Origin of the sequence: Serratia sp. J2, from assembly GCF_046269175.1 — a bacterium.
GTDB lineage: Bacteria > Pseudomonadota > Gammaproteobacteria > Enterobacterales > Enterobacteriaceae > Chania > Chania fonticola_C.
In genome coordinates this window covers 1-23,046 of the sequence record NZ_JBKABN010000025.1, presented here as the reverse complement: position 1 = coordinate 23,046, position 23,046 = coordinate 1, and the positions used below count along the sequence as shown (strand labels likewise).

Annotated in this window: 22 protein-coding genes; 16 read left to right on the top strand and 6 right to left on the bottom strand. The window is 55.5% G+C overall.

Annotation, left to right across the window (positions count from 1 at the left end; translation table 11 throughout):
• Positions 1-192: 192 nt before the first annotated feature.
• Together ACKWMY_RS21785 and ACKWMY_RS21780 are read right to left on the bottom strand one after the other, a co-directional pair.
• Positions 193-1,899 carry an amidohydrolase gene (locus tag ACKWMY_RS21785; protein WP_409487037.1) on the bottom strand — a complete coding sequence of 569 codons (1,707 nt, stop codon included), beginning with the start codon at positions 1,897-1,899 and terminating at the stop codon, positions 193-195.
• A 74-nt stretch (positions 1,900-1,973) separates the two neighbouring features.
• A complete protein-coding gene (locus ACKWMY_RS21780; protein ID WP_409487016.1) occupies positions 1,974-3,593 on the bottom strand; it encodes an ABC-F family ATP-binding cassette domain-containing protein in 1,620 nt (539 codons plus the stop codon).
• 286 nt (positions 3,594-3,879) lie between these two features.
• Between ACKWMY_RS21780 and ACKWMY_RS21775 the strand changes: the two genes are divergently transcribed.
• On the top strand, positions 3,880-5,901 hold the full coding sequence (locus ACKWMY_RS21775; protein WP_409487015.1) for an FAD-dependent oxidoreductase: 2,022 nt from the start codon (positions 3,880-3,882) through the stop codon (positions 5,899-5,901).
• 39 nt (positions 5,902-5,940) lie between these two features.
• On the opposite strand, the gene rlmG is transcribed toward ACKWMY_RS21775, so the two are convergent.
• The gene (rlmG, locus tag ACKWMY_RS21770) at positions 5,941-7,080 is read right to left on the bottom strand and encodes a 23S rRNA (guanine(1835)-N(2))-methyltransferase RlmG (RefSeq protein WP_409487014.1); all 1,140 of its coding nucleotides are present in this window, start codon (positions 7,078-7,080) and stop codon (positions 5,941-5,943) included.
• 149 nt (positions 7,081-7,229) lie between these two features.
• Here rlmG and ACKWMY_RS21765 point away from each other — a divergent pair, with 149 nt between their 5' ends.
• The 4 genes from ACKWMY_RS21765 (at position 7,230) to sstT (ending at position 11,074) form a co-directional block, all read left to right on the top strand.
• The gene (locus ACKWMY_RS21765) at positions 7,230-7,736 is read left to right on the top strand and encodes a M48 family metallopeptidase (RefSeq protein WP_024528187.1); all 507 of its coding nucleotides are present in this window, start codon (positions 7,230-7,232) and stop codon (positions 7,734-7,736) included.
• 89 nt (positions 7,737-7,825) lie between these two features.
• Positions 7,826-8,806: a Gfo/Idh/MocA family protein gene (locus ACKWMY_RS21760; protein ID WP_409487013.1), complete on the top strand. Its 981-nt coding sequence runs from the start codon at positions 7,826-7,828 to the stop codon at positions 8,804-8,806.
• Position 8,807: 1 nt separating this feature from the next.
• A complete protein-coding gene (locus ACKWMY_RS21755; protein ID WP_409487012.1) occupies positions 8,808-9,545 on the top strand; it encodes a glutamine amidotransferase in 738 nt (245 codons plus the stop codon).
• 293 nt (positions 9,546-9,838) lie between these two features.
• Positions 9,839-11,074, top strand: coding sequence for a serine/threonine transporter SstT (sstT, locus tag ACKWMY_RS21750; RefSeq protein WP_024528185.1), 1,236 nt, complete (start codon positions 9,839-9,841; stop codon positions 11,072-11,074).
• A 285-nt stretch (positions 11,075-11,359) separates the two neighbouring features.
• Here the strand turns inward: sstT and ACKWMY_RS21745 are convergent, their stop codons facing one another.
• The 3 genes from ACKWMY_RS21745 to uxaC all read right to left on the bottom strand — a co-directional run bounded on the left by ACKWMY_RS21745 (position 11,360) and on the right by uxaC (position 14,923).
• Entirely contained in the window at positions 11,360-11,923 is a 564-nt protein-coding gene (locus tag ACKWMY_RS21745; protein WP_065684720.1) for a YgjV family protein, read from the bottom strand.
• Between the two features lie 76 nt (positions 11,924-11,999).
• Positions 12,000-13,490: a UxaA family hydrolase gene (locus ACKWMY_RS21740; RefSeq protein ID WP_199062749.1), complete on the bottom strand. Its 1,491-nt coding sequence runs from the start codon at positions 13,488-13,490 to the stop codon at positions 12,000-12,002.
• Positions 13,491-13,510: 20 nt separating this feature from the next.
• Positions 13,511-14,923, bottom strand: a complete 1,413-nt coding sequence (gene uxaC / locus ACKWMY_RS21735; protein WP_308870982.1) for a glucuronate isomerase — start codon at positions 14,921-14,923, stop codon at positions 13,511-13,513.
• 396 nt (positions 14,924-15,319) lie between these two features.
• Between uxaC and ACKWMY_RS21730 the strand changes: the two genes are divergently transcribed.
• The 11 genes from ACKWMY_RS21730 to ACKWMY_RS21680 all read left to right on the top strand — a co-directional run bounded on the left by ACKWMY_RS21730 (position 15,320) and on the right by ACKWMY_RS21680 (position 22,914).
• A complete protein-coding gene (locus tag ACKWMY_RS21730) occupies positions 15,320-16,618 on the top strand; it encodes an MFS transporter (RefSeq protein WP_024528181.1) in 1,299 nt (432 codons plus the stop codon).
• A 117-nt stretch (positions 16,619-16,735) separates the two neighbouring features.
• On the top strand, positions 16,736-17,512 hold the full coding sequence (gene exuR / locus ACKWMY_RS21725; RefSeq protein WP_024528180.1) for a transcriptional regulator ExuR: 777 nt from the start codon (positions 16,736-16,738) through the stop codon (positions 17,510-17,512).
• A 187-nt stretch (positions 17,513-17,699) separates the two neighbouring features.
• Positions 17,700-18,149 (top strand): hypothetical protein, encoded by a 450-nt coding sequence (locus ACKWMY_RS21720; protein WP_024528179.1) that lies wholly within the window; start codon positions 17,700-17,702, stop codon positions 18,147-18,149.
• Between the two features lie 199 nt (positions 18,150-18,348).
• The gene (locus tag ACKWMY_RS21715) at positions 18,349-19,023 is read left to right on the top strand and encodes a DedA family protein (RefSeq protein ID WP_024528178.1); all 675 of its coding nucleotides are present in this window, start codon (positions 18,349-18,351) and stop codon (positions 19,021-19,023) included.
• Positions 19,023-19,394, top strand: a complete 372-nt coding sequence (gene mzrA, locus ACKWMY_RS21710; RefSeq protein WP_409487036.1) for an EnvZ/OmpR regulon moderator MzrA — start codon at positions 19,023-19,025, stop codon at positions 19,392-19,394. The genes ACKWMY_RS21715 and mzrA overlap by 1 nt, the downstream gene beginning before the upstream one ends.
• A gap of 213 nt (positions 19,395-19,607) precedes the next feature.
• Positions 19,608-19,979 (top strand): DUF1090 domain-containing protein, encoded by a 372-nt coding sequence (locus ACKWMY_RS21705; protein WP_024528177.1) that lies wholly within the window; start codon positions 19,608-19,610, stop codon positions 19,977-19,979.
• Between the two features lie 163 nt (positions 19,980-20,142).
• Positions 20,143-20,448 (top strand): YqjD family protein, encoded by a 306-nt coding sequence (locus ACKWMY_RS21700; RefSeq protein ID WP_021180656.1) that lies wholly within the window; start codon positions 20,143-20,145, stop codon positions 20,446-20,448.
• 2 nt (positions 20,449-20,450) lie between these two features.
• On the top strand, positions 20,451-20,870 hold the full coding sequence (locus ACKWMY_RS21695; RefSeq protein WP_024528176.1) for a phage holin family protein: 420 nt from the start codon (positions 20,451-20,453) through the stop codon (positions 20,868-20,870).
• Entirely contained in the window at positions 20,848-21,135 is a 288-nt protein-coding gene (locus ACKWMY_RS21690; RefSeq protein WP_024528175.1) for a YqjK-like family protein, read from the top strand. The genes ACKWMY_RS21695 and ACKWMY_RS21690 overlap by 23 nt, the downstream gene beginning before the upstream one ends.
• A gap of 279 nt (positions 21,136-21,414) precedes the next feature.
• Positions 21,415-21,810 (top strand): DoxX family protein, encoded by a 396-nt coding sequence (locus ACKWMY_RS21685; RefSeq protein ID WP_024528174.1) that lies wholly within the window; start codon positions 21,415-21,417, stop codon positions 21,808-21,810.
• Between the two features lie 117 nt (positions 21,811-21,927).
• A complete protein-coding gene (locus ACKWMY_RS21680; RefSeq protein ID WP_024528173.1) occupies positions 21,928-22,914 on the top strand; it encodes a glutathione S-transferase family protein in 987 nt (328 codons plus the stop codon).
• Positions 22,915-23,046: the final 132 nt, after the last annotated feature.

Here is a 23,046-nt window from a genome sequence, read left to right as displayed (position 1 = left end):
CGGGGAAGCTAACAATCCGCTTTCAGAAAACCGGGTGGCAATAGGTAAAGAACTGGGGCACAACCCGTTGATTTATTGTTTGCAGGATGAGGAAAAGCGGTAAAAATTACCCTTCACGGCAATGTGCCGAATTTGTAGAGGCGCTGCATGCAACGCCCCCAGGTAAAAATGACCGCTTAATTCACATTGCTATCAGGATTGATAGCTGATCTTCCCGCCAACCAACGTCCGCTCGATGCGGGTTTGGTACAGTTTCTCTGCCGGTTGCTCAAACAGATTATGGTGCAGGACGATCGCATCGGCAAATTTGCCCACTTCCAGCGAGCCAATGTACTGCTCTTTGGCGATCATATAGGCCGCATCGATGGTGGCTGCGCGCAACGTCTCAATCAGGGTCAGATCGCGATCGTTGTCCAGGCGTGGCCCGGCAGGATTACCTTCGCTATCCCAGGCGCGGCGGGTCATCCCCACCTGCAGGTTATACCACTCATCCAGGCGATCGATTGGCCAGTCACTGCCATAGGCCAGCCGCGCACCGGCATCCAGGAAGCGTGCCGCGGGCTCAAGGTGAGGGAAACGGGCTTCACCCAGCATCTCGCGCTCTTCATCGATCAGCACGCCCGGTAAACCGGCCCACTGGAACGAAAGCACCGCCGTTGCCGCCAAAGAGGCAAAGCGCGCGTACTGATGCGGCGCAACCAATTCGTTATGGGCCAAGCCTGGGCGGATATCCTTGCCCGGGCAAGCCGCACGCATTAGCTCAACCGCATCCAGCACCTGCTCGATTGCGCCATCGCCTACCGTATGGGTATGCGGATGCAGACCAGCGCGGCCACACTCGACGATCAGCGCGTTCAGCACCGGCGTGGTGAAGTAGAGATCGCCATAACGCTCACTCTTGGCTTCCCCATGATGTTCACGATAAGGCTCTAGCAGCGCCGCCGTCATAGTCGGTGGCTGCAACACGCCGTCGACGAACAGCTTGAGATGGCCAACAGAGATCCCGGCCTGCGGCGTCCAAGGCTGGCTACTCCACCGTTCGGCAAAGGCGACAACCTCTTGCACCGCCCGGGCAGCGTCTTCCGGCCCTTGTACGCTGTCTGGTGTGACTTCTTTGGCCCCCAGCACACGTAAGGTCAGCTCACCGCGATCGCGCAGTTCGGCGAAAGCCTCCAACTGTTCCGCAAACACGCGGGTATCCATCACAGTGGTCACGCCTTGCGTATGCAGCACCTGCTGCACATGAGCCGCTACCTGCACGTTCTGTTCCGCCGTGCCGGAAGGAATGCTGTCAAAGGCGCGCATGGCCGGAGCATCCTCCAGGATCCCGGTCAGTTGACCATCAGCATCGCGGGCGATCTTGCCGTCCGGCGGCACCGGGGTATTTTCATCAATGCCCAGCATCTCCAGCGCACGGCTGTTGGCCGCCAGCGTGTGGCAATCGTTAGAGAACAGTGCCACCGGGCGGCGAGTGTTGAGGGTGTCCAGCAAGCTACGGCTCATATCCGCGCCAACCGGGATCATCGCCTGACGCTGCCAGGCACGTACCGTCAGCCATTCGTCATCGCCAGCCGGATACTTATCCAGATGCGCCTGAATATGTTGCAGGGTTTGCTCAGCCGTCAGCGCCGCATAGTGCAAGCTGCAACCCTTGAGCTGTTTGCCGCCCCAGAATGGGTGCATATGGCTGTCGATCAGGCCCGGCATCATCATTTTGCCGTGCAGATCGATGCGTTCGGTGGTGGGTGTCGCCAGCGCAAGCACCTGCTCATCAGTCCCTACCGCAAGAATGTATCCCTGCCCTATCGCCAACGCACTACAAACACGATTTTCCGCATCTGCGGTGAAGATAGTGCCGTTGTAATAAATTACCTCGGCTGCTGTTGCCACTGGAGTCATAGTCATTGTCTCGAAACCTCACAAAATGACCTTAAGTATACCAAAAACTCCCCAGCTTGGCCCCTCAGGCAGGGTTACATTGCTTGAAAGCACCAACCCGCTGCCGACCAGGACAAACGATGGGTCAGCCGCAGCGCCCGCAAGAAATCCTCATCGTGCGACACTACCAGCATCGCACCAGGGAACTCCGCCAGCGCCGCTTCAATTGCCTGCGATGAGGCCAGATCCAAATGGTTGGTCGGTTCATCCAGCAGCAGGAGCTGCGCAGGCTCACGCCGCCACAGCACACAGGCCAGCGCCGCTTTCAACCGCTCTCCACCACTCAATGCCGCCAACGGCAGCGTGACCCGGTCGGCATTCAGTTGCAGTTGCGCCAGTTGGCTACGCAACACTCCTTCGGCTAACGGGGTATCCTGTAAACCTAGATGATCGACCACCGAGCGAGTCAGATCGAGCTGGGACAGGTTTTGATCGAGGTAGGCCAGCGATACCGAGCAATGGCAATGGCCAGCGCTGGCAGCCAGTTGCCCCAGGATCACCTTCAGCAGCGTGGATTTGCCACAGCCGTTCGGGCCGGTGATGGCCACACGCATCGGGCCATCCATCCTCCAGTCGAGCGGTGGCAAGGAGACGAACGGCAGCTGTAACTGTTCCAGTACCAGCACCTGCTTACCTGTGGCTACCGCGCTGCCCGGTAAGGTCAGCATCACCGGGTTATCTTCTTCAACCCGTTCCCTCGCCTCGCGCACAGCTTCATCCAGCGTGTTCTTTTGCCCCTGATGCTGTTTACGCAAGGTCCCCATCGTGTCGCGAGCAGCCCCCTTGAGGGCAGCTTTCTCAAAAGAGGCGATATTCAGCGAGTCCACGGTTCTCAGCGTACGGGCGGAGTGACGCTGGTAATTGTCGTGTTCTTTTTGCTGGCGGGCGCGGACGCGCCGTCTTTCCAACGCGGCATGTTCCAGTTGAGCACGTGCCGCCTGTTGCTCTTGCTCCCGCAGCCGATGGTATTCGTGATAATTGCCACCGTAACTACGTAATGCCTCAGGAGTCAGTTCGACAATCCGCTGCATCCGTGACAGCAGTTGCCGATCGTGGCTGGCAATCAACAGACCGCCGCGCCACTGTCCCAATTGCTGATACAGCCATTCACGGCCCGTGCTATCGAGGTGATTGGTCGGTTCGTCCAGCAACAGGAAATCAGCCCCCGACATTATCGCGCCACACAAAGCCGCACGCATACGTTCGCCACCACTCAGTTCGCTGGCTGGCCGTTGCGGATCAAAATCAGACAATCCCGCCGCCGCAAAAGCCGTGCTCAAGCGATCCGCCAGATCCCACTGGCCCTCAAGACGATCGATATCGTCCAGCCGTGGACAACCTTGCTCAAGACGGGCCTGGGCGGCAAACACCTCACCGTAGCCCAGCAACGTTGCCAGGGTCGTCTGTTCGGTGAAGTGCGGCTGCTGCGCCACATAGGCAAAGGTTGCCTGCGTCTCAATATGACCTGACGCGGGTTGATCCAGCCCGGCAATCAGACGTAGCAGGCGAGTTTTTCCCACGCCGTTACGCCCCACCAGGCCACAGTGCAGCTGTTCAACGGCCAGATTAAGCGGGCCAAACAGCGTTTCGCCATTGGCAAACTGACAGGTTAATTGATGTAAAACGAAATAAGGGGACTGCGCAAAATGAGCCATAAGCACTCCTGAATGAAATCAAAACCTCCCCATACGGCACGAGCGTGCTCGGTACAGGGCCAGATATCAGCAGGTGTGGTTGTTCATTTTCGGTAATGGCTCCGCAGAGAGAAAAGGGATAAGGCGAGCCGATGTTAGCCGATCTTTTATACCGATTGCAAACATGAGGTCTATCACATTCAGCACATCCGCGTTTCCCAAGTACGCCGACAACGGCTAAATTTATCTCATCCGACCACTTGAGGGTCGTCTATAACTATAACGATAAACCCGATTGGAGACTGCAATGAGTGCTTACCCCAACCTGCTTGCGCCGCTGGATCTCGGCTTCACCACCCTGAAAAATCGGGTGCTGATGGGATCGATGCACACCGGCCTGGAAGAACTGCCTAATGGCCCCGAGCGTATGGCGGCATTCTACGCCGAGCGGGCCGCTGCCGGTGTCGCCCTGATCGTGACCGGCGGTATAGCCCCCAATGAGAAAGGCGTGGTGTATCGCGGAGCATCGGTCCTAAACCAACCACAGCAGGTTGCCCATCACCAGATAGTGACCGAGGCTGTCCATCAGGCTGGGGGTAAGATTGCCCTGCAAATCCTGCATACCGGGCGCTATAGCTATCAGCCACAGCCAGTCGCCCCTTCCGCACTGCAAGCGCCGATCAACCCATTCAGCCCAGCGGCGCTGACTACCCAGGAAGTTGAACAAACCATTGCCGACTTCGCCAACTGCGCAGCATTGGCACAGCAGGCTGGCTATGACGGCGTGGAAGTCATGGGGTCTGAGGGCTACCTGATTAACCAGTTCCTGGTCTCGCGCACCAACCAACGCACCGACCAATGGGGCGGCAGTTTCAGCAATCGCATGCGTTTCGCCGTCGAGATTGTGCGGGCCGTGCGCGAAGCGGCCGGGCCGGAGTTTATTCTGATCTACCGTCTGTCGATGCTCGATCTGGTGGAGGATGGATCCAGTTGGCAGGAGATCGAACAGCTTGCCGTGGCGATCGAACAGGCTGGCGCAACGCTGATCAACACCGGTATCGGCTGGCACGAAGCACGTATTCCCACCATCGCCACCATGGTGCCACGCGCCGGGTTCAGTTGGGTGACGCGCAAGCTGATGGGCAAAGTGAAGATCCCGCTGATCACTACCAACCGCATCAACGATCCGGCGGTGGCGGAGCAGGTTTTGGCCGATGGCTGTGCTGACATGGTGTCCATGGCACGCCCGCTCCTGGCAGATGCGGCGTTCGTGCAGAAGGCCGCTGAAGGCCGTGCAGACGAAATCAACACCTGCATCGGCTGCAATCAGGCCTGCCTGGATCAGATTTTCGATCACAAACTCACTTCCTGCCTGGTCAACCCTCGCGCCTGCCGCGAAACCGAAATGCCATTGATCGCCACCGCAACGCCTAAAAAACTGGCCGTGGTGGGTGCCGGGCCAGCCGGATTAGCGTTTGCCACCACCGCCGCCAGCCGCGGGCATCAGGTAACCCTGTTTGATGCCGCCGAGCAGATCGGTGGCCAGTTCAATATCGCCAAGCAAATCCCCGGCAAGGAGGAGTTTCACCAGACGTTGCGCTATTTCCGCCGTCAGTTGGTGCTCAATGAAGTGGAGCTAAAGCTGGGGCAGCAGGTGCAACCGCAGGATCTGGCGGATTTCGATGAGGTGATCCTCGCCTGCGGCATCGTACCGCGTATGCCAGCCATTGCGGGCATCGAACACGCCAAGGTGATGAACTATCTCGATGTTTTGCGGGATAAAAAACCGGTTGGGCAACGGGTCGCCATCATTGGGGCTGGGGGAATTGGCTTCGACGTCGCCGAATACCTCAGCCAGCATGGCACCTCCAGTAGCCTGGATCTGGCAGCGTTTAACCGCGAATGGGGGATCGATTCACAACTAGAGCAGCGCGGGGGGCTGAGCGCCCTAGGGCCGGAAGTGCCATCCTCGCCACGCCAGATATTCCTGTTGCAACGCAAAACCAGCAAGGTAGGTGAAGGCCTGGGTAAAACTACCGGTTGGATCCATCGCACCAGCCTGGCGGTACGCGGCGTGAAAATGCTCAATAGCGTGAACTATCAACGTATTGACGACGAAGGTCTGCATATATTGCGTGCCGAGCAGGAAAGCTGCTTGCCGGTAGATACGGTGGTGATTTGTGCCGGGCAGGAACCGCGCCGTGAATTGCAGCAGCCGCTGCTGGAAATGGGGAAAACGGTGCATCTGATTGGCGGTGCCGACGTGGCTGCAGAGCTGGATGCCCGCCGCGCTATCGATCAGGGCACGCGGCTGGCCATGGCACTGTAATCCATTGATTTTACGGGCGCAGCATGCTGCGCCCCTACATCAATAACGCGCGCCAGACTTGACCGCTTTGAGGATCAAGAACTTCTGGTTGGAGGCCACGGTGGTGCAGTTGCCGAACAAACGCCTCAGCTTCTGGTAGTAATCCAGATGGCGGTTGCCGACGATCCACAGCTCCCCCCCCACTTGCAGGCAACGCTTGGCGTCGCAGAACATCTGCCAGGCGGTGTGATCGGTGATCGCATGCTGCTGGTGGAACGGTGGGTTGCACAGTACCGCCTGCAGGCTTTCACGCTCAATGCCCGCCAGCGAGTTGTTCACCTCAAACTGACAGCGATCCATCTCCTGCGGCAGGTTGTGCGCCACGTTCAGTTCACTGGAAGCCACCGCCATGTAAGACTCATCGACGAAGGTCATTTGCGCTTGCGGGTTCTGCACCAAGGCACGCATCCCGATAATGCCGTTGCCACAGCCGAGATCGACAATATGGCCCTGCAAATCCTTCGGCAGATTTTCCAGGAACAGACGTGCGCCAATATCCAGGCTACCGCGTGAGAACACGTTGGCGTGGTTGTGGATCAGCCAGTCCGTGCCGTCGAGCAGCCAGTCGGTGGTTTCCGGCGCTGCTGGTGGCACGACGTCAGCTACCTGGCAATAAATCAGACGGGCCTTTTTCCAGGCCAGGCTAGTGCGGGTTGGGCCAAGCACCCGCTCAAACACTTGCATGGTCGAGGTATGTACGTCACGCGCTTTGGCACCGGCCACGATCAGCGTATCGGGTGCCACTACGTCACGCAGGGCACGCAATTGCTGCTCCAGAAGCGCCAGCGCTTTCGGGATACGGATCAACACCACCGCCGGGTTGGCAGGCAGTTCGGCCAGGCTGTCTTGCAAGGTGACCTGCTCAACATCGAGCTCATTCAGCTTGAGGTTATGGCGCGTCGCCAACTGGCTCATGTAAGAATCGCTGATGCTGAAAGGCTTATAGCCATGCAGAGCACAGGCCAGCGTGCCAAAGTTGTCGTTGAAAATCAGTACCGGGCGTTCACCGATATCGACATTTTCCAACTGTTGCAGCAGATATTCGTCCGCCGCTTCCCACGCCTGCAGCTGGGTGGCTTCTTCCTGTTGGGGATAACGCTCCAGCTCAAGTTGCTGTGTTCCCAGATCGAGTTGGCTCATTGCCCCTCCTAAATGATAAATTTGGGCTGTTTATCCCCTAAAAACGCTCGGCAGTAAAATGTTTTTTGGGATTAATTGCCCATTAGGGGATTTGAGCAAGAAAACGTCATACAATGCTCGCCCCGGTTTACTACTGAATACTGAATAACATGTCCGAACTGAGCTACCTGCAAGGCTACCCCGATCATCTGCAAATGCAGGTGCAACAACTCATCAAGCAACAGCGGCTGGGCGAGGTTTTGTTGCAACGCTATCCGCAGGTGCATGGCTGCACCACCGACAAGTCGCTTTATCAGTTTACCGTCGATCTGAAAAATCAGTATCTGCGTAATGCTCAACCGCTGAGCAAGGTGGCCTACGACAGCAAAATCCAGGTGATGAAGCACGCCTTGGGGCTGCATACCGCCATTTCTCGGGTGCAGGGTGGCAAACTGAAAGCCAAAGCCGAGATCCGCGTGGCGACGGTGTTTAAAAACGCCCCAGAACCTTTCCTGCGCATGATCGTCGTCCACGAGTTGGCGCATCTGAAAGAGAAAGACCACAACAAGGCGTTTTACAGCCTGTGCTGCCATATGGAACCCAGCTATCACCAGTTGGAGTTTGATACCCGTCTGTATCTGACCCATCTCTCATTATTCGGCGAACTCTATGAGTAATAAGCCTTTTTAAGCAAATATTCGCCTATTCTCTGCGGCGTGATAATCTGGTTCCTTGAGCTATCTTCCTGTGGAAACTGGAGTCACCCATGATTCGCTTTGCTGTTGTCGGCACCAACTGGATCACCGAACGTTTTATCGATGCGGCTCACGAAAGCGGCAAGATGAGGCTGACCGCCATCTATTCGCGTAAGCTCGAACAGGCGCAGGCCTTCGGCGCCAACTATCCGGTCGAACACTTCTTTGATTCGCTGGAAGCGCTGGCGCAATCCGACGTGATTGATGCGGTGTATATTGCCAGCCCCAACTCTCTGCACTGCCAACAATCTCTGCTATTCCTCAGCCATAAAAAGCATGTGATTTGCGAGAAGCCGCTGGCGTCAAATCTGCGCGAAGTGGAACAGTTGGTGGCCTGCGCACGGGAACATCAGGTGGTACTGTTTGAAGCGTTCAAAAGCACCCACTTGCCCAATTTTCTTATCCTGCAACAAGCATTGCCGAAGATTGGCAAACTGCGTAAGGCATTTATCAACTATTGCCAATACTCCTCCCGCTATCCCCGTTACCTGGCCGGTGAAAACCCGAACACCTTCAACCCGCACTTTTCCAACGGCTCGATCATGGACATTGGCTATTACTGCGTGGCCAGCACCGTGGCGCTGTTTGGTGCACCGCAGTCGGTATTGGCTAGCGCAACATTGCTTGATACCGGGGTCGATGCCCACGGCAGCGTGTGCCTGAACTATGGTGACTTTGACGTGGTGATCAGCCATTCCAAGGTCAGCAACTCGGACATTCCGAGTGAGATCCAGGGCGAAGAGGGCACGCTGGTGATCGAAAAAATCTCCGAAGCCCAAGGCGTGGTGCTGACGCCTCGCGGTGAAAATAGCCAGGTACTGACCCAGCCGCAACACATCAATACCATGCTGTATGAAGCGCAAGTGTTTGCCGAACTGGTAGAAAAACGGCAGGTCGAGCATGAGGGCCTGGAAAATTCCCTGATCGTCGCCAGCCTGCTGACGGAGATCCGCCGTCAGACCGGCGTAGTGTTCCCCGCTGACGGAGAATAAAATGAAACCGCTGTTGTTGATGCAAACCGGTGATGCACCGCAGATGATCCAGCAGGAGCAGGCCAATTTTGAGCAGATGTTCCTAAAACAAGGGAATATCGATGCAGATCGCGTGCATATCGTGCACGTCCTTGCCGGTGAGACACCGTTGCCCCCAGAAGATTACTGCGGAGTGGTGATCACCGGTTCAGCAGCTATGGTGACCGAACGGCTTCCCTGGAGCGAACACGCAGCGGAATGGTTGCGCCAGGCAATGCAAATCAATCTGCCGATCTTTGGCGTGTGCTATGGCCACCAGCTTTTGGCTTATGCGCTGGGCGGCGAGGTGGGTTACCACCCGCAGGGCATGGAGGTTGGCACTCTCGAGATCGAGTTATTACCCGCTGCCCGCTCAGATAAGCGTCTGGCTCCCCTGCCTGCGCGCTTCAACGTGAACCTGATCCATGCGCAAAGCGTATTAACGCCGCCGCCAGGGGCTGAAGTGCTTGCTCGCTCGCAACAGGACGCCTGCCAAATCCTGCGTTACGGCGATAACGTCCTGACCACCCAGTTCCACCCGGAATTTAACGGGGCGATCATGCAGCGCTACCTGAGCTGGCTCAGCGAGTTGGAACCGGCCAAGCAGAAAATTTATCAGCTTAAACAACAACAGGTTAGCGATACGCCATTCAGCCAGCAGTTACTGCAAGACTTTGTCGCCAGCCTTGGGGCCCAGCAGCCATTGGCCGGAGTCGGTTAAGGTTGGCTACCATAATCTGTTATCCGGGGCGCTAGACGCCCCGCGATTATTTGGCAAATAGCCATAAACGCCAAATGTTATGACGATCACACAAATGTAAACAGCATGTTATCAATCATTGATCCATGCAGGTAATTTCATCTTCTCCCCTTTTCAAGATCCCCCGTTTACTGAATACTGGCATAGCAAACATACTTAGTTACAGATATGACGATAAGTTGCCCGGCCACGTTTCAGCCGAGGCGCAGCAATCTGTACATCACATTCTCAGGGAGCGGAAACGCAAGAGCATCATGAATAAACTATTACTACGCATCACTCAGGGCAGCCTGGTTAAGCAAATATTGATCGGCCTGGTAGCGGGCATTGTGGTGGCACTGGTTTCGCCAGCCGCCGCCACAGCAGTTGGCCTGCTCGGCTCGCTGTTCGTTGGCGCGCTGAAGGCGGTGGCACCGCTGCTGGTGTTGATCTTGGTCATGGCTTCCATCGCCAACCATAAGCAGGGCCAGAAAACCAACATCCGCCCCATCCTGTTCCTTTACCTGTTAGGCACCTTTGCTGCCGCACTTACTGCCGTATTGGTCAGCTTTATTTTCCCTTCTACGTTGGCACTGGCCGTGGGCACCACCGACATCAACCCACCGGGTGGCATCGTTGAAGTGCTCAAAGGCTTGCTGATGAGCGTGGTGGCGAACCCATTCCATGCGCTGATCAACGCCAACTATATCGGCATCCTGGCCTGGGCCGTGGGGTTGGGGCTGGCACTGCGTCATGCCTCTGATACCACCAAATCGCTAATCACCGACATGTCCCATGCCGTGACCATGGTGGTTCGTGCGGTGATCCGCTTTGCGCCGCTGGGTATCTTTGGCCTGGTGGCGTCGACGTTGGCCGATACCGGCTTTAGCGCGCTGTGGGGCTATGCCCAACTGCTGTTCGTGCTGATCGGCTGTATGCTGCTGGTGGCGCTGGTGCTGAACCCGCTTATCGTCTACTGGAAAATCCGCCGCAATCCTTATCCACTGGTGTTCACCTGCCTGCGCGAAAGCGGTGTTACCGCCTTCTTTACCCGCAGCTCCGCAGCCAACATTCCGGTGAATATGGAACTGAGCAGAAAGCTGAATCTGAACGAAGATACCTATTCGGTTTCCATCCCGTTAGGGGCGACCATCAACATGGCCGGTGCTGCAATCACCATCACCGTGCTGACGCTGGCTGCGGTTCATACGCTGGGCATTCCGGTGGATGTGCCGACTGCACTGCTGTTGAGCGTGGTGGCTGCGATTTGCGCCTGTGGGGCTTCCGGCGTAGCCGGTGGTTCACTGTTGCTGATCCCGCTGGCTTGCAACATGTTCGGCATTCCTAACGAAATTGCGATGCAGGTCGTTGCCGTCGGCTTTATCATCGGCGTACTGCAGGACTCGGCAGAAACCGCGCTCAACTCCTCCACCGACGTGCTGTTTACCGCAGCGGCCTGTCAGGCGGAAGACCAGCGTTTAGCCAATGAAGATCCGCTGAAAGTTCGCTAAGTCCCCTCACCCCAACCCTCTCCCACAGGGAGAGGGAGCTGAGAGTCTCTGCTCTGTTGGAAGCGTCGAGGTTATCTCAGCAACCTGCATTTTATTACTTAATGGGCTGACATTCTCTCCCACAGGGAGAGGGAGCTGATAGCCTCTGCTCTGTTGGAAGCGTGGAGGTTATCTCAGCAACCTGCATTTTATTACTTAATGGGCTGACACTCTCTCCCACAGGGAGAGGGAGCTGAGAGTCTCTGCTCTGTTGGAAGAATGGAGGAAATCTCAGCAACCTGCACTTTATTGCTTAACTGGCTGGCGCCCCTCTGAAACGGGCGCCTTTTTTTCGACCGCAAAAGGATCGATGCCGCGCAGTTGCAAGCGGCGGAAACGGATAATGTTGAAACCGTTCATCAGCAGGAAACTGCCTTCAATCAGCGAGCCCCCGATCGAGCCAAGCCAGATGTTGTGGGTAACCCAACAGGCCGTTGAGCACCACATTACGCAGCGGGTGGTCAAACCGCGGGTGCGGAACAACGCCCAGGTGCTGACGGTTGTACCGCAGATCGGGAGTATTTCGATCCAGTGGTGAAAGCGGGATAAACCGATGATGAGCGTGAGGCAGATAAAGATCCACATCACCCATAGGCTGCGAGTCTTCATCGAGACCAGGTTGCGGCAGGCGCTAAGCAGAGCGCTACTCCCTGCAGCATTCGCCCCCATCAGGATAAAGTGGATGCCGATAATCAGGCTGTAGCCCGACAACTGCAGTTTGAAACGCTGGTCATCGCGATTAAAAAAGCTGGTGATGCCTACCAAAAAAGCCAGCACGCCAACGGACTGCGCAAACCAATAAAACGTCATTAGGGAGATCCTGGGGCGGAAGTAGCAAGGCGTTTAAAACAAAACGCCGTTTTATGCTACTCCCGCCGGCTAGGCTTTACAACGTGACACCGCTTTTAAAGATCGCCAACTCGCGGAAATCATTCACTTCATTACGCGCCGGTGCGCCATCGGCAATGTCCACGATCAGATCGACAAACTGCTCCAGCATCTGCGCCATCGGCAAGCCGTGGATCAGGCGGCCTGCGTCAAAATCGATCCAGTGCGGTTTCTTCGCCGCCAGCTCCGAGTTGGTCGCCAGCTTCACCGTTGGCACAAAGCCACCGTAAGGTGTCCCCCGCCCAGTGCTGAACAGCACCATATGGCACCCGGCTCCCGCCAGCGCGCTGGTAGCGACCGCATCATTGCCCGGCGCACTCAGCAGGTTCAGCCCCGGCAGACGCAGACGCTCACCGTATTTCAACACGTCCACCACCTGGCTCTGCCCGGCTTTTTGGGTGCAACCCAGAGATTTCTCTTCTAACGTGGTGATGCCTCCAGCCTTGTTGCCCGGTGAAGGGTTCTCGTAAATCGGTTGGTCGTGGGCAATAAAATACTGTTTGAAGTCGTTGACCATGCTGACGGTTTTTTCAAAGGTGTCTTCATCGCGGCAGCGGCTCATCAGAATGCGTTCGGCACCAAACATTTCTGGCACTTCAGTCAGCACCGTGGTGCCGCCGTTGGCAATCACATAATCCGAGAAGCAGCCCAATAACGGGTTGGCTGTGATCCCTGATAAACCGTCCGATCCCCCACATTCCAGGCCAAACTTCAGCTCGCTGAGCTTGCCCGGCTGGCGGCGATCGTCGCGCATAATCTGGTATAATTCATGCAAATGTGCCAATCCGTCGGCAACTTCATCATCCTGTTGCTGGCAGACCATAAAACGCACGCGCTGTTCATCAAACTCACCCAAAGTAGTGCGGAAAGCATCCACCTGGTTGTTCTCACAGCCCAGGCCAATCACCAGAACAGCACCAGCATTGGGGTGACGCACCATATTTTGCAGCATGGTGCGGGTATTTTCATGATCCTGGCCGAGCTGTGAGCAGCCGAAGGGATGGCTGAAAAGATGTACGCCGTCGATCCCCTCTGCTTCCCCGGTTTCCTTCAGAAAACGTTGCAGGATCTGGCGAGCGATGCCGTTCACACAGCCCACGGTCGGGATGATCCACAGTTCGTTGCGGATCCCTACCTCACCGTTGCTGCGGCGGTAAATCTGTACCTCACGATCTGCCGCCTGCGCCGGTAAGGTCTGGAACTCCGGTTGATACTGATAGCTATCGAGATCGCTCAGGTTGGTTTTGGCATTTTGCGAATGGATATGTTCGCCCGCAGCGATAGCCACCAGTGCATGGCCGATCGGCAAGCCGTACTTGACGATCATCTCACCGGCAGCGATCGGCTCAAGGGCAAACTTGTGCCCCCGAGCTACATCTTGCGCCAGTGCGATCGCCTGCCCTTCCCAGACCGGCTGCTCACCAGCCGCCAAATCACACAGTGCGACCGCCACATTATCTTTTGCATGGATCTTTATGATGCTTTGCATAAACCAACCTCGAGCTAAAACTACGCTAATTCGATAGCGAAATAGTGTTTGGCATTGTCGAAGCAGATGTTTTTCACCATCTCACCCAGCAACGCAATATCCGCCGGTGCTTCGCCATCTTCCACCCAGCGGCCAATCATCTGGCACAGGATACGGCGGAAGTATTCGTGACGCGTGTAGGAAAGGAAGCTGCGGCTGTCGGTCAGCATGCCCACAAAGCGGCTAAGTAGCCCAAGCTGGGCCAACTGTGTCATCTGGCGCTGCATGCCGTCTTTCTGATCGTTAAACCACCAGCCTGAGCCAAACTGGATCTTGCCCGGAGTACCTTCGCCCTGGAAGTTACCGACCATGGTGCCGATCACTTCGTTATCCCGTGGGTTCAGGCAGTAAAGAATGGTCTTCGGCAGCGCCCCCTGCTTGGCCTGAGCATCCAGCAGGCGAGACAGTGATTCGGCTACCGGCTGATCGTTAATCGAATCAAAGCCAATGTCCGGGCCGATGGTAGTGAACATCCGGCTATTGTTATTACGCAGTGCGCCGATGTGATATTGCTGCACCCATTCGCGGCGCTGATATTCGGCAGCCAGGAACAGCAGGACGGCGGTCTTGAACTGGGCAACCTGCTGTGGCGTTGGCAACTCCCCGCTGAGACGCTGAGCCAGGATCTTATCTAATGTAGCCTCATCAGCCTCGCCGTACATCACCACGTCTAATGCGTGATCGGAAACCTTACAACCGTGAGCGGCAAAGTGATCCAGGCGTTTTTTCAGCGCATCGCACAAATCGCTGAAGCGGTTGATGGAAGTATCTGCGGCGGCTTCCAGCTGTTGCATATAGTCATTAAACCCAGCGGCTTCAATATTGAAGGCCTTATCTGGGCGCCAGCTTGGCAAGACTTTGATATCGAAGCTGCTGTCGGCGGCGATGGTTTGATGGTGGCGCAGATCGTCGATCGGATCGTCGGTGGTGCCCACCATTTTCACCTTCATCTGTTTCATGATGCCGCGAGCGCTGAAAGCCTCCTGCGACAACAGTTCATTGCCGCGCTGCCAGATTTCATCTGCAGTAGTCGGGGAGAGCAGCTTGCCGGTGATGCCAAACGGGCGGCGCAGTTCCAGGTGCGTCCAGTGATACAACGGGTTGCCGATGGTATGCGGCACCGTTTCTGCCCAGGCATCAAATTTTTCACGGTCAGAGGCATCGCCGGTACACAGGCGTTCAGCCACGCCGTTGGTGCGCATCGCGCGCCACTTATAGTGATCGCCCTTCAGCCAGATATCGTACATGTTCTTAAAACGAGTGTTTTCGGCAATCTGTTGCGGTGGCAGATGGCAGTGATAGTCGAAAATAGGCTGATCCGCTGCATAGTCGTGATACAGGCGGCGGGCAAATTCACTGTCTAACAAGAAATCATCGCTCAAAAACGTGGCCATATGGGTTCCTCACCTTTTTCCTGGCTAGCCTTGCTGTCAACTTTCGCAAAGTTATCACACCAATTTATCATAGAGTCTAGCTAAATTTCACTTTGGTTAACCCATCATTACGGCCTCCAAGCGCCTATCCAGACGACTCCCATTAAACCAATGCCTTATGATGGCAAGCATTATCACTTAAAAAAATAATGGTTTTTGTGATATCACTCAACTTTTAAATCTGTATGACAAGTTATCTTCTCGCCACCCTGCTACTGGTTTATAACCACGGTTCAATGGCAATACGCAGGACGGCGTCGGTAAGCGGAATACCGGCAACCAAATGAAAGGGAATCACCACCATGACCGCCACAGGCTTGCCGGTGGCCGAAATTTTTAGACTGGGAGAGATTTGGGATGCGTAAAATTAAAGGCTTACGCTGGTATATGATCGGCCTGGTGACTATCGGCACCGTGCTCGGTTATCTGACCCGCAATGCGATGTCCGTCGCAGCCCCCTCGCTGGAAGGTTCACTGGGGATCACGACCCAACAGTATTCCTATATTGTTGCCGCCTATTCAGCCTGCTATACCCTGATGCAGCCCGTTGCAGGTTATATCCTTGACGTGCTCGGCACTAAAATCGGCTATGCGATGTTTGCCATCCTGTGGGCCATCTTCTGTATGGGCACCGCGCTGGCCAACAGCTGGGTCGGCCTGGCGATGGCCCGTGGTGCGGTCGGTATGGCCGAAGCAGCGATGATCCCTGCCGGGCTGAAAGCCAGTAGCGAATGGTTCCCAGCCAAAGAGCGCTCCATCGCGGTGGGTTATTTTAACGTCGGCTCCTCGGTGGGCGCGATGCTCGCTCCTCCGTTGGTGGTCTGGGCGATTGTGGCGCACAGCTGGGAAATGGCGTTTATCATTACCGGTGTCTTGAGCCTGATCTGGGCCATCTGCTGGCTGATCTTCTATAAGCACCCGAAAGACCAGAAGAAACTCAGTACCGAAGAACGCAGCTACATTCTGGATGGGCAGGAAGCGCACCACCAGACCAGCAATGCCAAGAAGATGTCCGCCTGGCAGATCCTGCGTAACCGCCAGTTCTGGGGTATAGCGCTGCCGCGTTTCCTGGCAGAACCCGCCTGGGGAACCTTCAACGCCTGGATCCCGCTGTTCATGTTCAAGGCTTACGGCTTTAACCTGAAAGAAATTGCCATGTTCGCCTGGATGCCGATGCTGTTCGCCGATTTCGGCTGCATCCTGGGTGGCTATCTGCCGCCATTCTTCCAAAAGCATTTCGGCGTCAACCTGATCGTCTCACGCAAACTGGTGGTCACCCTGGGCGCAGTGTTGATGATCGGCCCAGGCATGATCGGCTTGTTCACCAGCCCTTATGTCGCCATTGCCTTACTGTGCATCGGGGGCTTTGCCCACCAGGCACTGTCCGGTGCGCTGATTACCCTGTCGTCGGACGTCTTTGGCCGCAACGAAGTCGCTACCGCCAATGGGCTGACCGGGATGGCCGCCTGGACGGCGAGCACCATGTTCGCTCTGGTGGTCGGCGCATTGGCTGACACCATGGGCTTCAGCCCGCTGTTCGCCGCCCTGTCGGTGTTCGATATCCTGGCCGCCATCGTGATCTGGACCGTGCTGCAAAACAAGCCGGTTTCCGAGCTGGAACAGGAACGATTACAAACGGCAGATGCCAGCAGCTAACCCCCACAGCCCGGCCTTTGTGCCGGGCTTTTCGCATCTGACTCGCTAGCAGCTACAACGGATAAGTGGTATAACAGGTCCTATGGCATTACGCCCTTCTACCACCGAGTATTCACTATGGAATTCACTGAAACCAGACGCCTTTATCAGCAATTGGCCGCCGAGCTAAAACGGCGCATTGAGGGCGGGGTCTACCCGGTCGGTGAGAAACTGCCAGCCGAGCGTTATATTGCAGAAGAGATGAACGTTAGCCGTACCGTGGTGCGTGAGGCGATCATCATGCTGGAGGTGGAAGGTTACGTCGAAGTGCGCAAAGGCTCGGGCATCCATGTGATCTCCAACCAGCAGAAGCACCTGGTAGTGCCGGGTGAAAGCCTCGAATTCGCTACCTCTGGGCCTTTTGAACTGCTACAGGCACGCCAGTTGATCGAAAGTAACATCGCCGAGTTCGCCGCCACCCAGGTGACCAAGCAGGATATCGTCCAACTGATGGAGATCCAGGAGCAGGCGCGCAAAGAGGATCGCTTCCGCGATTCGCAGTGGGATCTCAAATTCCACGTGCAGGTCGCGCTGGCGACTCAGAATACCGCCATGGCCACCATAGTGGAAAAAATGTGGGCCCAGCGTGTCAGCAACCCTTACTGGATCAAACTGCACGAACATATCGATGAGCGTTCCATTGCCAGCTGGTGCGACGATCACGATGAGATCCTTAAAGCGCTGATACGTAAGGATCCTCACGGTGCCAAACTGGCCATGTGGCAACATCTGGAAAACACCAAGCAGATGCTGTTCAATGCCACCACCGACGATTTCGAATACAACGCCGATCGCTACCTGTTTGCCGAGAATCCGGTGATCCATTTGGATAACATGGCCAGCACCACCAAATAGGGTTTTGGCGTCAAGAAATCGCACCGAATGTCAGGTATTGTAAAAACGGCTGAATCGATCCCGGTACAGCCGCCCACTGCGCGATATTTCCCCAGCGACCACGTAGATTTCCCTGTTGCCAATCGTGCTATTTTGGTAGAGTTAGCCCACTTTTTTATCGACTGACTTTGGGGTGGAACGCGAATACATGCGCTGGTTGTTTGCCATGCTTATTGCTCTTTCCTGCTGGACCGGTTCGGTCTCCGGCCCAAAGCTCTATGCAGCACAAACCGCAGCCTTAGCCTCCGCGTTAAGTGCTCAGGCATTATTTGATGAGCATGTGGTTTCCCCCTACGATCAGGATTACCGTCCGCACAGTGAACTCCGCCGCAAGCCCCTCAGCAAACTACTGCTGTCTTTGCCCCGGATGCATTCCTATCCCAGCTCGTTGCAGGCCCCGTCCCAATCGGTTCCGGCCTATACTTTAGCAACGGATCTGGGCTACCGCCTGTGGCCACAACCGCAGGCAGATAACCCAGCCCCTAACCGGTTGCGGCAGGTCAATTGGACGCTGAACTTCCCGCAGCAACAAAGCAGGCTCGGGGGTTGGAAAGAGAGCAATATACTTTACCGTGGCTCGCTAACGTATCACTCATGATCCGGTGTCGCCCCGTTTTACCCTATGGATTTCAAGTTGCAGCAAGTGCAGATAACAACGCTGCAACTTGAAAGACGACGGGTATAGAACCAAAGAATAAAGCAACACCGTTCATCATCTTCAGCAGCCAGGGCCCTCCGCGAGCTTACCGCCCCCAGCCGCTGAACGAAAATAACAATGACGTTTTTAGGAACACCGGATGGATATCATTAAGCAACTGTTGGATGCCTTATGGCAGCAAGACTTTGAAACGCTGGCCAACCCCTCGTTGGTCTGGACGCTGTACGTCTTGCTGTTTATGATCTTATTTCTGGAAAATGGCCTGCTGCCCGCCGCCTTCCTACCGGGTGATAGCCTGCTGATCCTGGTCGGCGTCCTGGTCGCCAAAGGCACCATGAATTTCCCGGTGACCATTCTTATCCTGACCACCGCAGCCAGCCTGGGGTGCTGGGTTAGCTACATACAAGGCCGATGGCTAGGCAATACGCCGACGGTGCAGAGTTGGCTAGCCCATCTACCGGCCCATTACCACCAGCGTGCTCACCAGTTGTTCCACCGCCATGGCCTGTCGGCTCTGCTGGTTGGCCGTTTCCTGGCTTTCGTCCGTACGCTGTTGCCTACCATTGCCGGGCTGTCCGGTTTGAGCAACGCACGCTTCCAGTTCTTTAACTGGATGAGCGGCTTGCTGTGGGTTCTGATCCTGGTATCGGTCGGTTTTGCCCTCGGGAAAACCCCGATGTTCCGCAAGTATGAAGACCAGTTGATGTTCGGCCTGATGATGCTGCCACTGGTGTTACTGGTCGTCGGGCTGGTCGGTTCTCTGGTGGTACTGTGGCGCAAAAAGCGCGCCGATCGTGCAGGGAAAGACGCGTGATAGCCAAACGCCCACGCTGGCAATACGCACTGATGCTTTCATTGCTACTGCTGGCATTGGCCTCCGTGCTGGCGCCGTACATCTTGCGTACGGAAAACGAGCTGCGTATTCACGTGGTTCAGCAGGGCTTATCGTTGCCAGATGGTTTTTATGTCTATCAGCGCCTGGATGAACGCGGTATCCGCATCAAAAGCATTACGCCGGAGGGCGATGGCCTGGTGATCCGCCTGGATTCCCCTGAACAGCAGTTGCTGGCCCGTGAGGCCCTGGAAAACATCCTGCCCCCCGGTTACACCATTGCCCTGAACGAGTCTCCTCTCCCCGGCCGCTGGGTGCGTAAATTTGCACGCCCGCCACTTAATCTGGGATAATCCCTTTCTCATTTAAGGGATTATCTTAGCCGTCGTTACATCCGGCTAATCGGGCGCAGCATACAGCGCCCCTACATTTGGGGTTCTACGCAATTTGTGACTATGCTGATTGTCTGCATGGGTCAGCCGCGTAGGCCACCTGTCGCACTGCCCCTTGGGCAGCAGGAAACCGGGAGCATCCTTGTGATCTCCCAGCATTAAGGAATTGAAATCATGAAATTACGCCACACATTGTTACTGGCCATCCCCCTGTTCACTTTTTCTGCGCTTTCACAGGCAGCGGTCGAGACTTGTGCCAGCAAAGCCCAAGATATCCAGACACAAATCGATTATGCCACTAAGCACGGCAACAGCCACCGCGTGGCAGGCCTGCAGAAAGCCCTGAGCGAAGTACAGACCCACTGCACCGAGGCCGGTTTACAAGCCGATCGCCAGAAGAAGATTGCTGATAAGCAGGAGAAAGTGGCCGAGCGTGAGCAGGAGCTGAAAGAGGCTCAGGAAACCGGCAAGGCAGATAAAATCGCCAACAAGCAGAGAAAGCTGGCAGAAGCCCAGGCAGAGCTGAAAGCCGCGCAGGCCGAATAATTTTTATATTAGCGGATTTATCGCTAAGAGCCCCATCTGGCGGGATTTTACCAACCGATAATGACATTGGTTAGTGATATCCACCGGGGATAAGCCCTTTGCTTAAGTGAATAAATCCGCTATGTTAAAAGTCTGTCGAAGTTAATGTTAAGGAGTTATCGAAATGGCACATGATTCACATGCAGAAAATTTACGCGCTGAACTGAAGTCCCTGGCCGATACGCTGGAAGAAGTGCTGAACTCTTCCACCGATAAACCTAAAGCTGAACTGGACAAACTGCGCTCCAAAGCAGAAGGCGCACTGAAAGAAACCCGTGCCCGTCTGAGCGATGCCGGTGACAAACTGGCTCACCAAACCAAGCAGATGGCTGGCCAGGCCGATGATTACGTGCGTGAAAACCCGTGGACTGGTATCGGTATCGGCGCTGCGGTTGGCGTGGTGTTAGGCGTTCTGCTCGCGCGCCGCTGATTATGGCAGAGCAGCCGCAAACGCGCGCACAGGGCCCCGGTAAAGGGGTCCTGGATATCGCCCAACGGATTGTCACCATTATGGTCGGCATGGTGGAAACCCGGGTGCGTCTGGCCGTTATCGAGCTGGAAGAGGAGAAAGCCAACCTCATTCAGTTGCTGATGATGGCGGGGCTTACCCTGCTGTTTACCGCCTTCGGCCTGATGAGCCTGTTAATTCTCATCTTCTGGGCCATCGACCCCGCTTATCGCCTGATGGCGTTGGGCACGACTACCGCCGTTCTGCTGTTCCTGGCCGTTGTGGGCATCGTCTGGACATTGTCCAAGGCTCGCCGTTCGACACTGTTAGGGGCAACACGTCAGCAATTGGAACTCGACCGTGCTGAACTGGAGGAGAAACATGAATCGCCGCCAGTACCGTGAACGCAGAAAAGAGCAACTCATCCGGCAGATCCAGCAGCAACGCCTGGATCTGACCGCCAGCAAAAGCCAGTGGCTACAAAAAACCGAATCCTTCGATCGCAGTTGGCAGACCTTGTATGGGCTGCGTAAATATATGGCTATCGGTTCCAGCGTGATCGCGCTGTACGGCATACGCCATCCTAGCAAGTTGATCCGCTGGTCACGGCGGGCGCTCAGCGTCTGGGGTACCGTTCGTCTGATCCGAAACGCCCTTCCCAAAAAATAACCGCGCTGTAACAAGTTCAATTATCCCGTTGGTAATCCCTTTTATTTGCGTGGATTTTATCCAAATACGCCTTATTAATCGTTAATTAAATGATTTATAACTACTTTTATAGATTTTTTAATATTCAGATTTTTTGAAAAATTACGACAGTTTTACTTGCTAACAACCCGCAGCATTCCCGTCTAACATTCACTCCATCAACCGGACATGGCAGCTACAAGGCCCCCTGGCGGTACCAATGCCAAGATTGGCAAGCAACAACACTTTTTGGAGTTAATGATGAAGAAATTAGAAGATGCAGGTTTGCTGGTTGCTCGTATTCTGATGCCAATCCTGTTTATCGTTGCAGGTTACGGCAAAATGGGTGATGCCTATGCTGGCACCCAACAATACATGCAGTCGATGGGTGTACCTGGCTTCTTGCTGCCACTGACCATCCTGCTGGAGTTCGGCGGTGGCCTGGCAATCCTGTTCGGCTTCCTGACCCGTACCGTGGCGCTGTTCACTGCCGGTTTCACCATCCTGACCGCGCTGCTGTTCCACACCAACTTTGCAGAAGGCGTGAACCAGCTGATGTTTATGAAAAACCTGACCATTGCCGGTGGCTTCATCGTGCTGGCGGTTGCAGGCCCTGGCGGCTTCAGCATTGACCGCATTTTGAACAAAAAGTGGTAAACTTATAAAGCATACCCTATGGATTTCAAGCTGCAGCTTGAAAGACGACGGGTATAAAGGCTCGGCTCTTCACGCCGGGCCTTTTGACTTTATCTCTCAGACACATTGGAGGATCTCATGGGACAACTCGTTGATGGCGTTTGGCAAGACACCTGGTATGACACCAAATCCACCGGGGGCCGTTTCAAGCGTTCAACCTCTCAGTTTCGCAATTGGGTCACTCCAGATGGCGCTGCGGGAGAGCATGGCAAAGCAGGTTTCAAAGCCGAGCAAGATCGCTACCATCTGTATGTTTCCCTGGCTTGCCCTTGGGCACACCGTACGCTGCTGATGCGCAAATTGAAGGGGCTGGAGCAAATCATCCCGGTTTCCGTGGTGCATCCGCTGATGTTGGAAAACGGCTGGACCTTCGGCCAGGATTTCCCGGCAGCAACCGGCGATGCGCTGTATCACTCCGATTTTCTTTACCAGCTCTATCTACGGGCCGATCCGCAGTACAGCGGCCGCGTTACCGTGCCAGTGCTGTGGGATAAACAGCAGCAGACCATCGTCAGCAATGAGTCTGCCGATATCATCCGCATGTTCAACAGCGCTTTCGACGCCGTCGGCGCACGGGCTGGAGATTACTACCCGGCAGAACTGCGTGAGAAGATCGATTCACTCAACGGCTGGATTTACGATTCGGTGAACAACGGGGTGTACAAGGCCGGTTTTGCTACCAGCCAGGAAGCCTATGACGAAGCGGTGAACGGCGTGTTTGCCTCATTGGAGCGGCTTGAGCAGATCCTCGGCCAACACCGTTATCTGACCGGAGATCGACTCACCGAGGCCGATCTCCGCCTGTGGACTACACTGATTCGTTTCGATCCGGTCTACGTCACCCATTTCAAATGCGACCAACGCCGCATCAGCGACTATCTCAACCTTTACGGCTTCCTGCGCGATATCTACCAGATGCCAGGGATTGTCGAAACGGTCGATATGGCGCATATCCGCAACCACTATTATCGCAGCCATGCCACCATCAACCCGCACGGGATCATTTCGATCGGCCCCGCGCAGGATCTGGATGAACCCCACGGGCGCGATGTGCGTTTTGGTTAATTGCAGATTGCTGTGAGTCAGGGGATCCGGTCATCGCTGTTCCCCTCACCCCAGCCCTCTCCCTGTACAGACCGGGAACATCATGAACACTTGTTCGGGGACATGGAAGACACTTACAACATAGGTATGAGT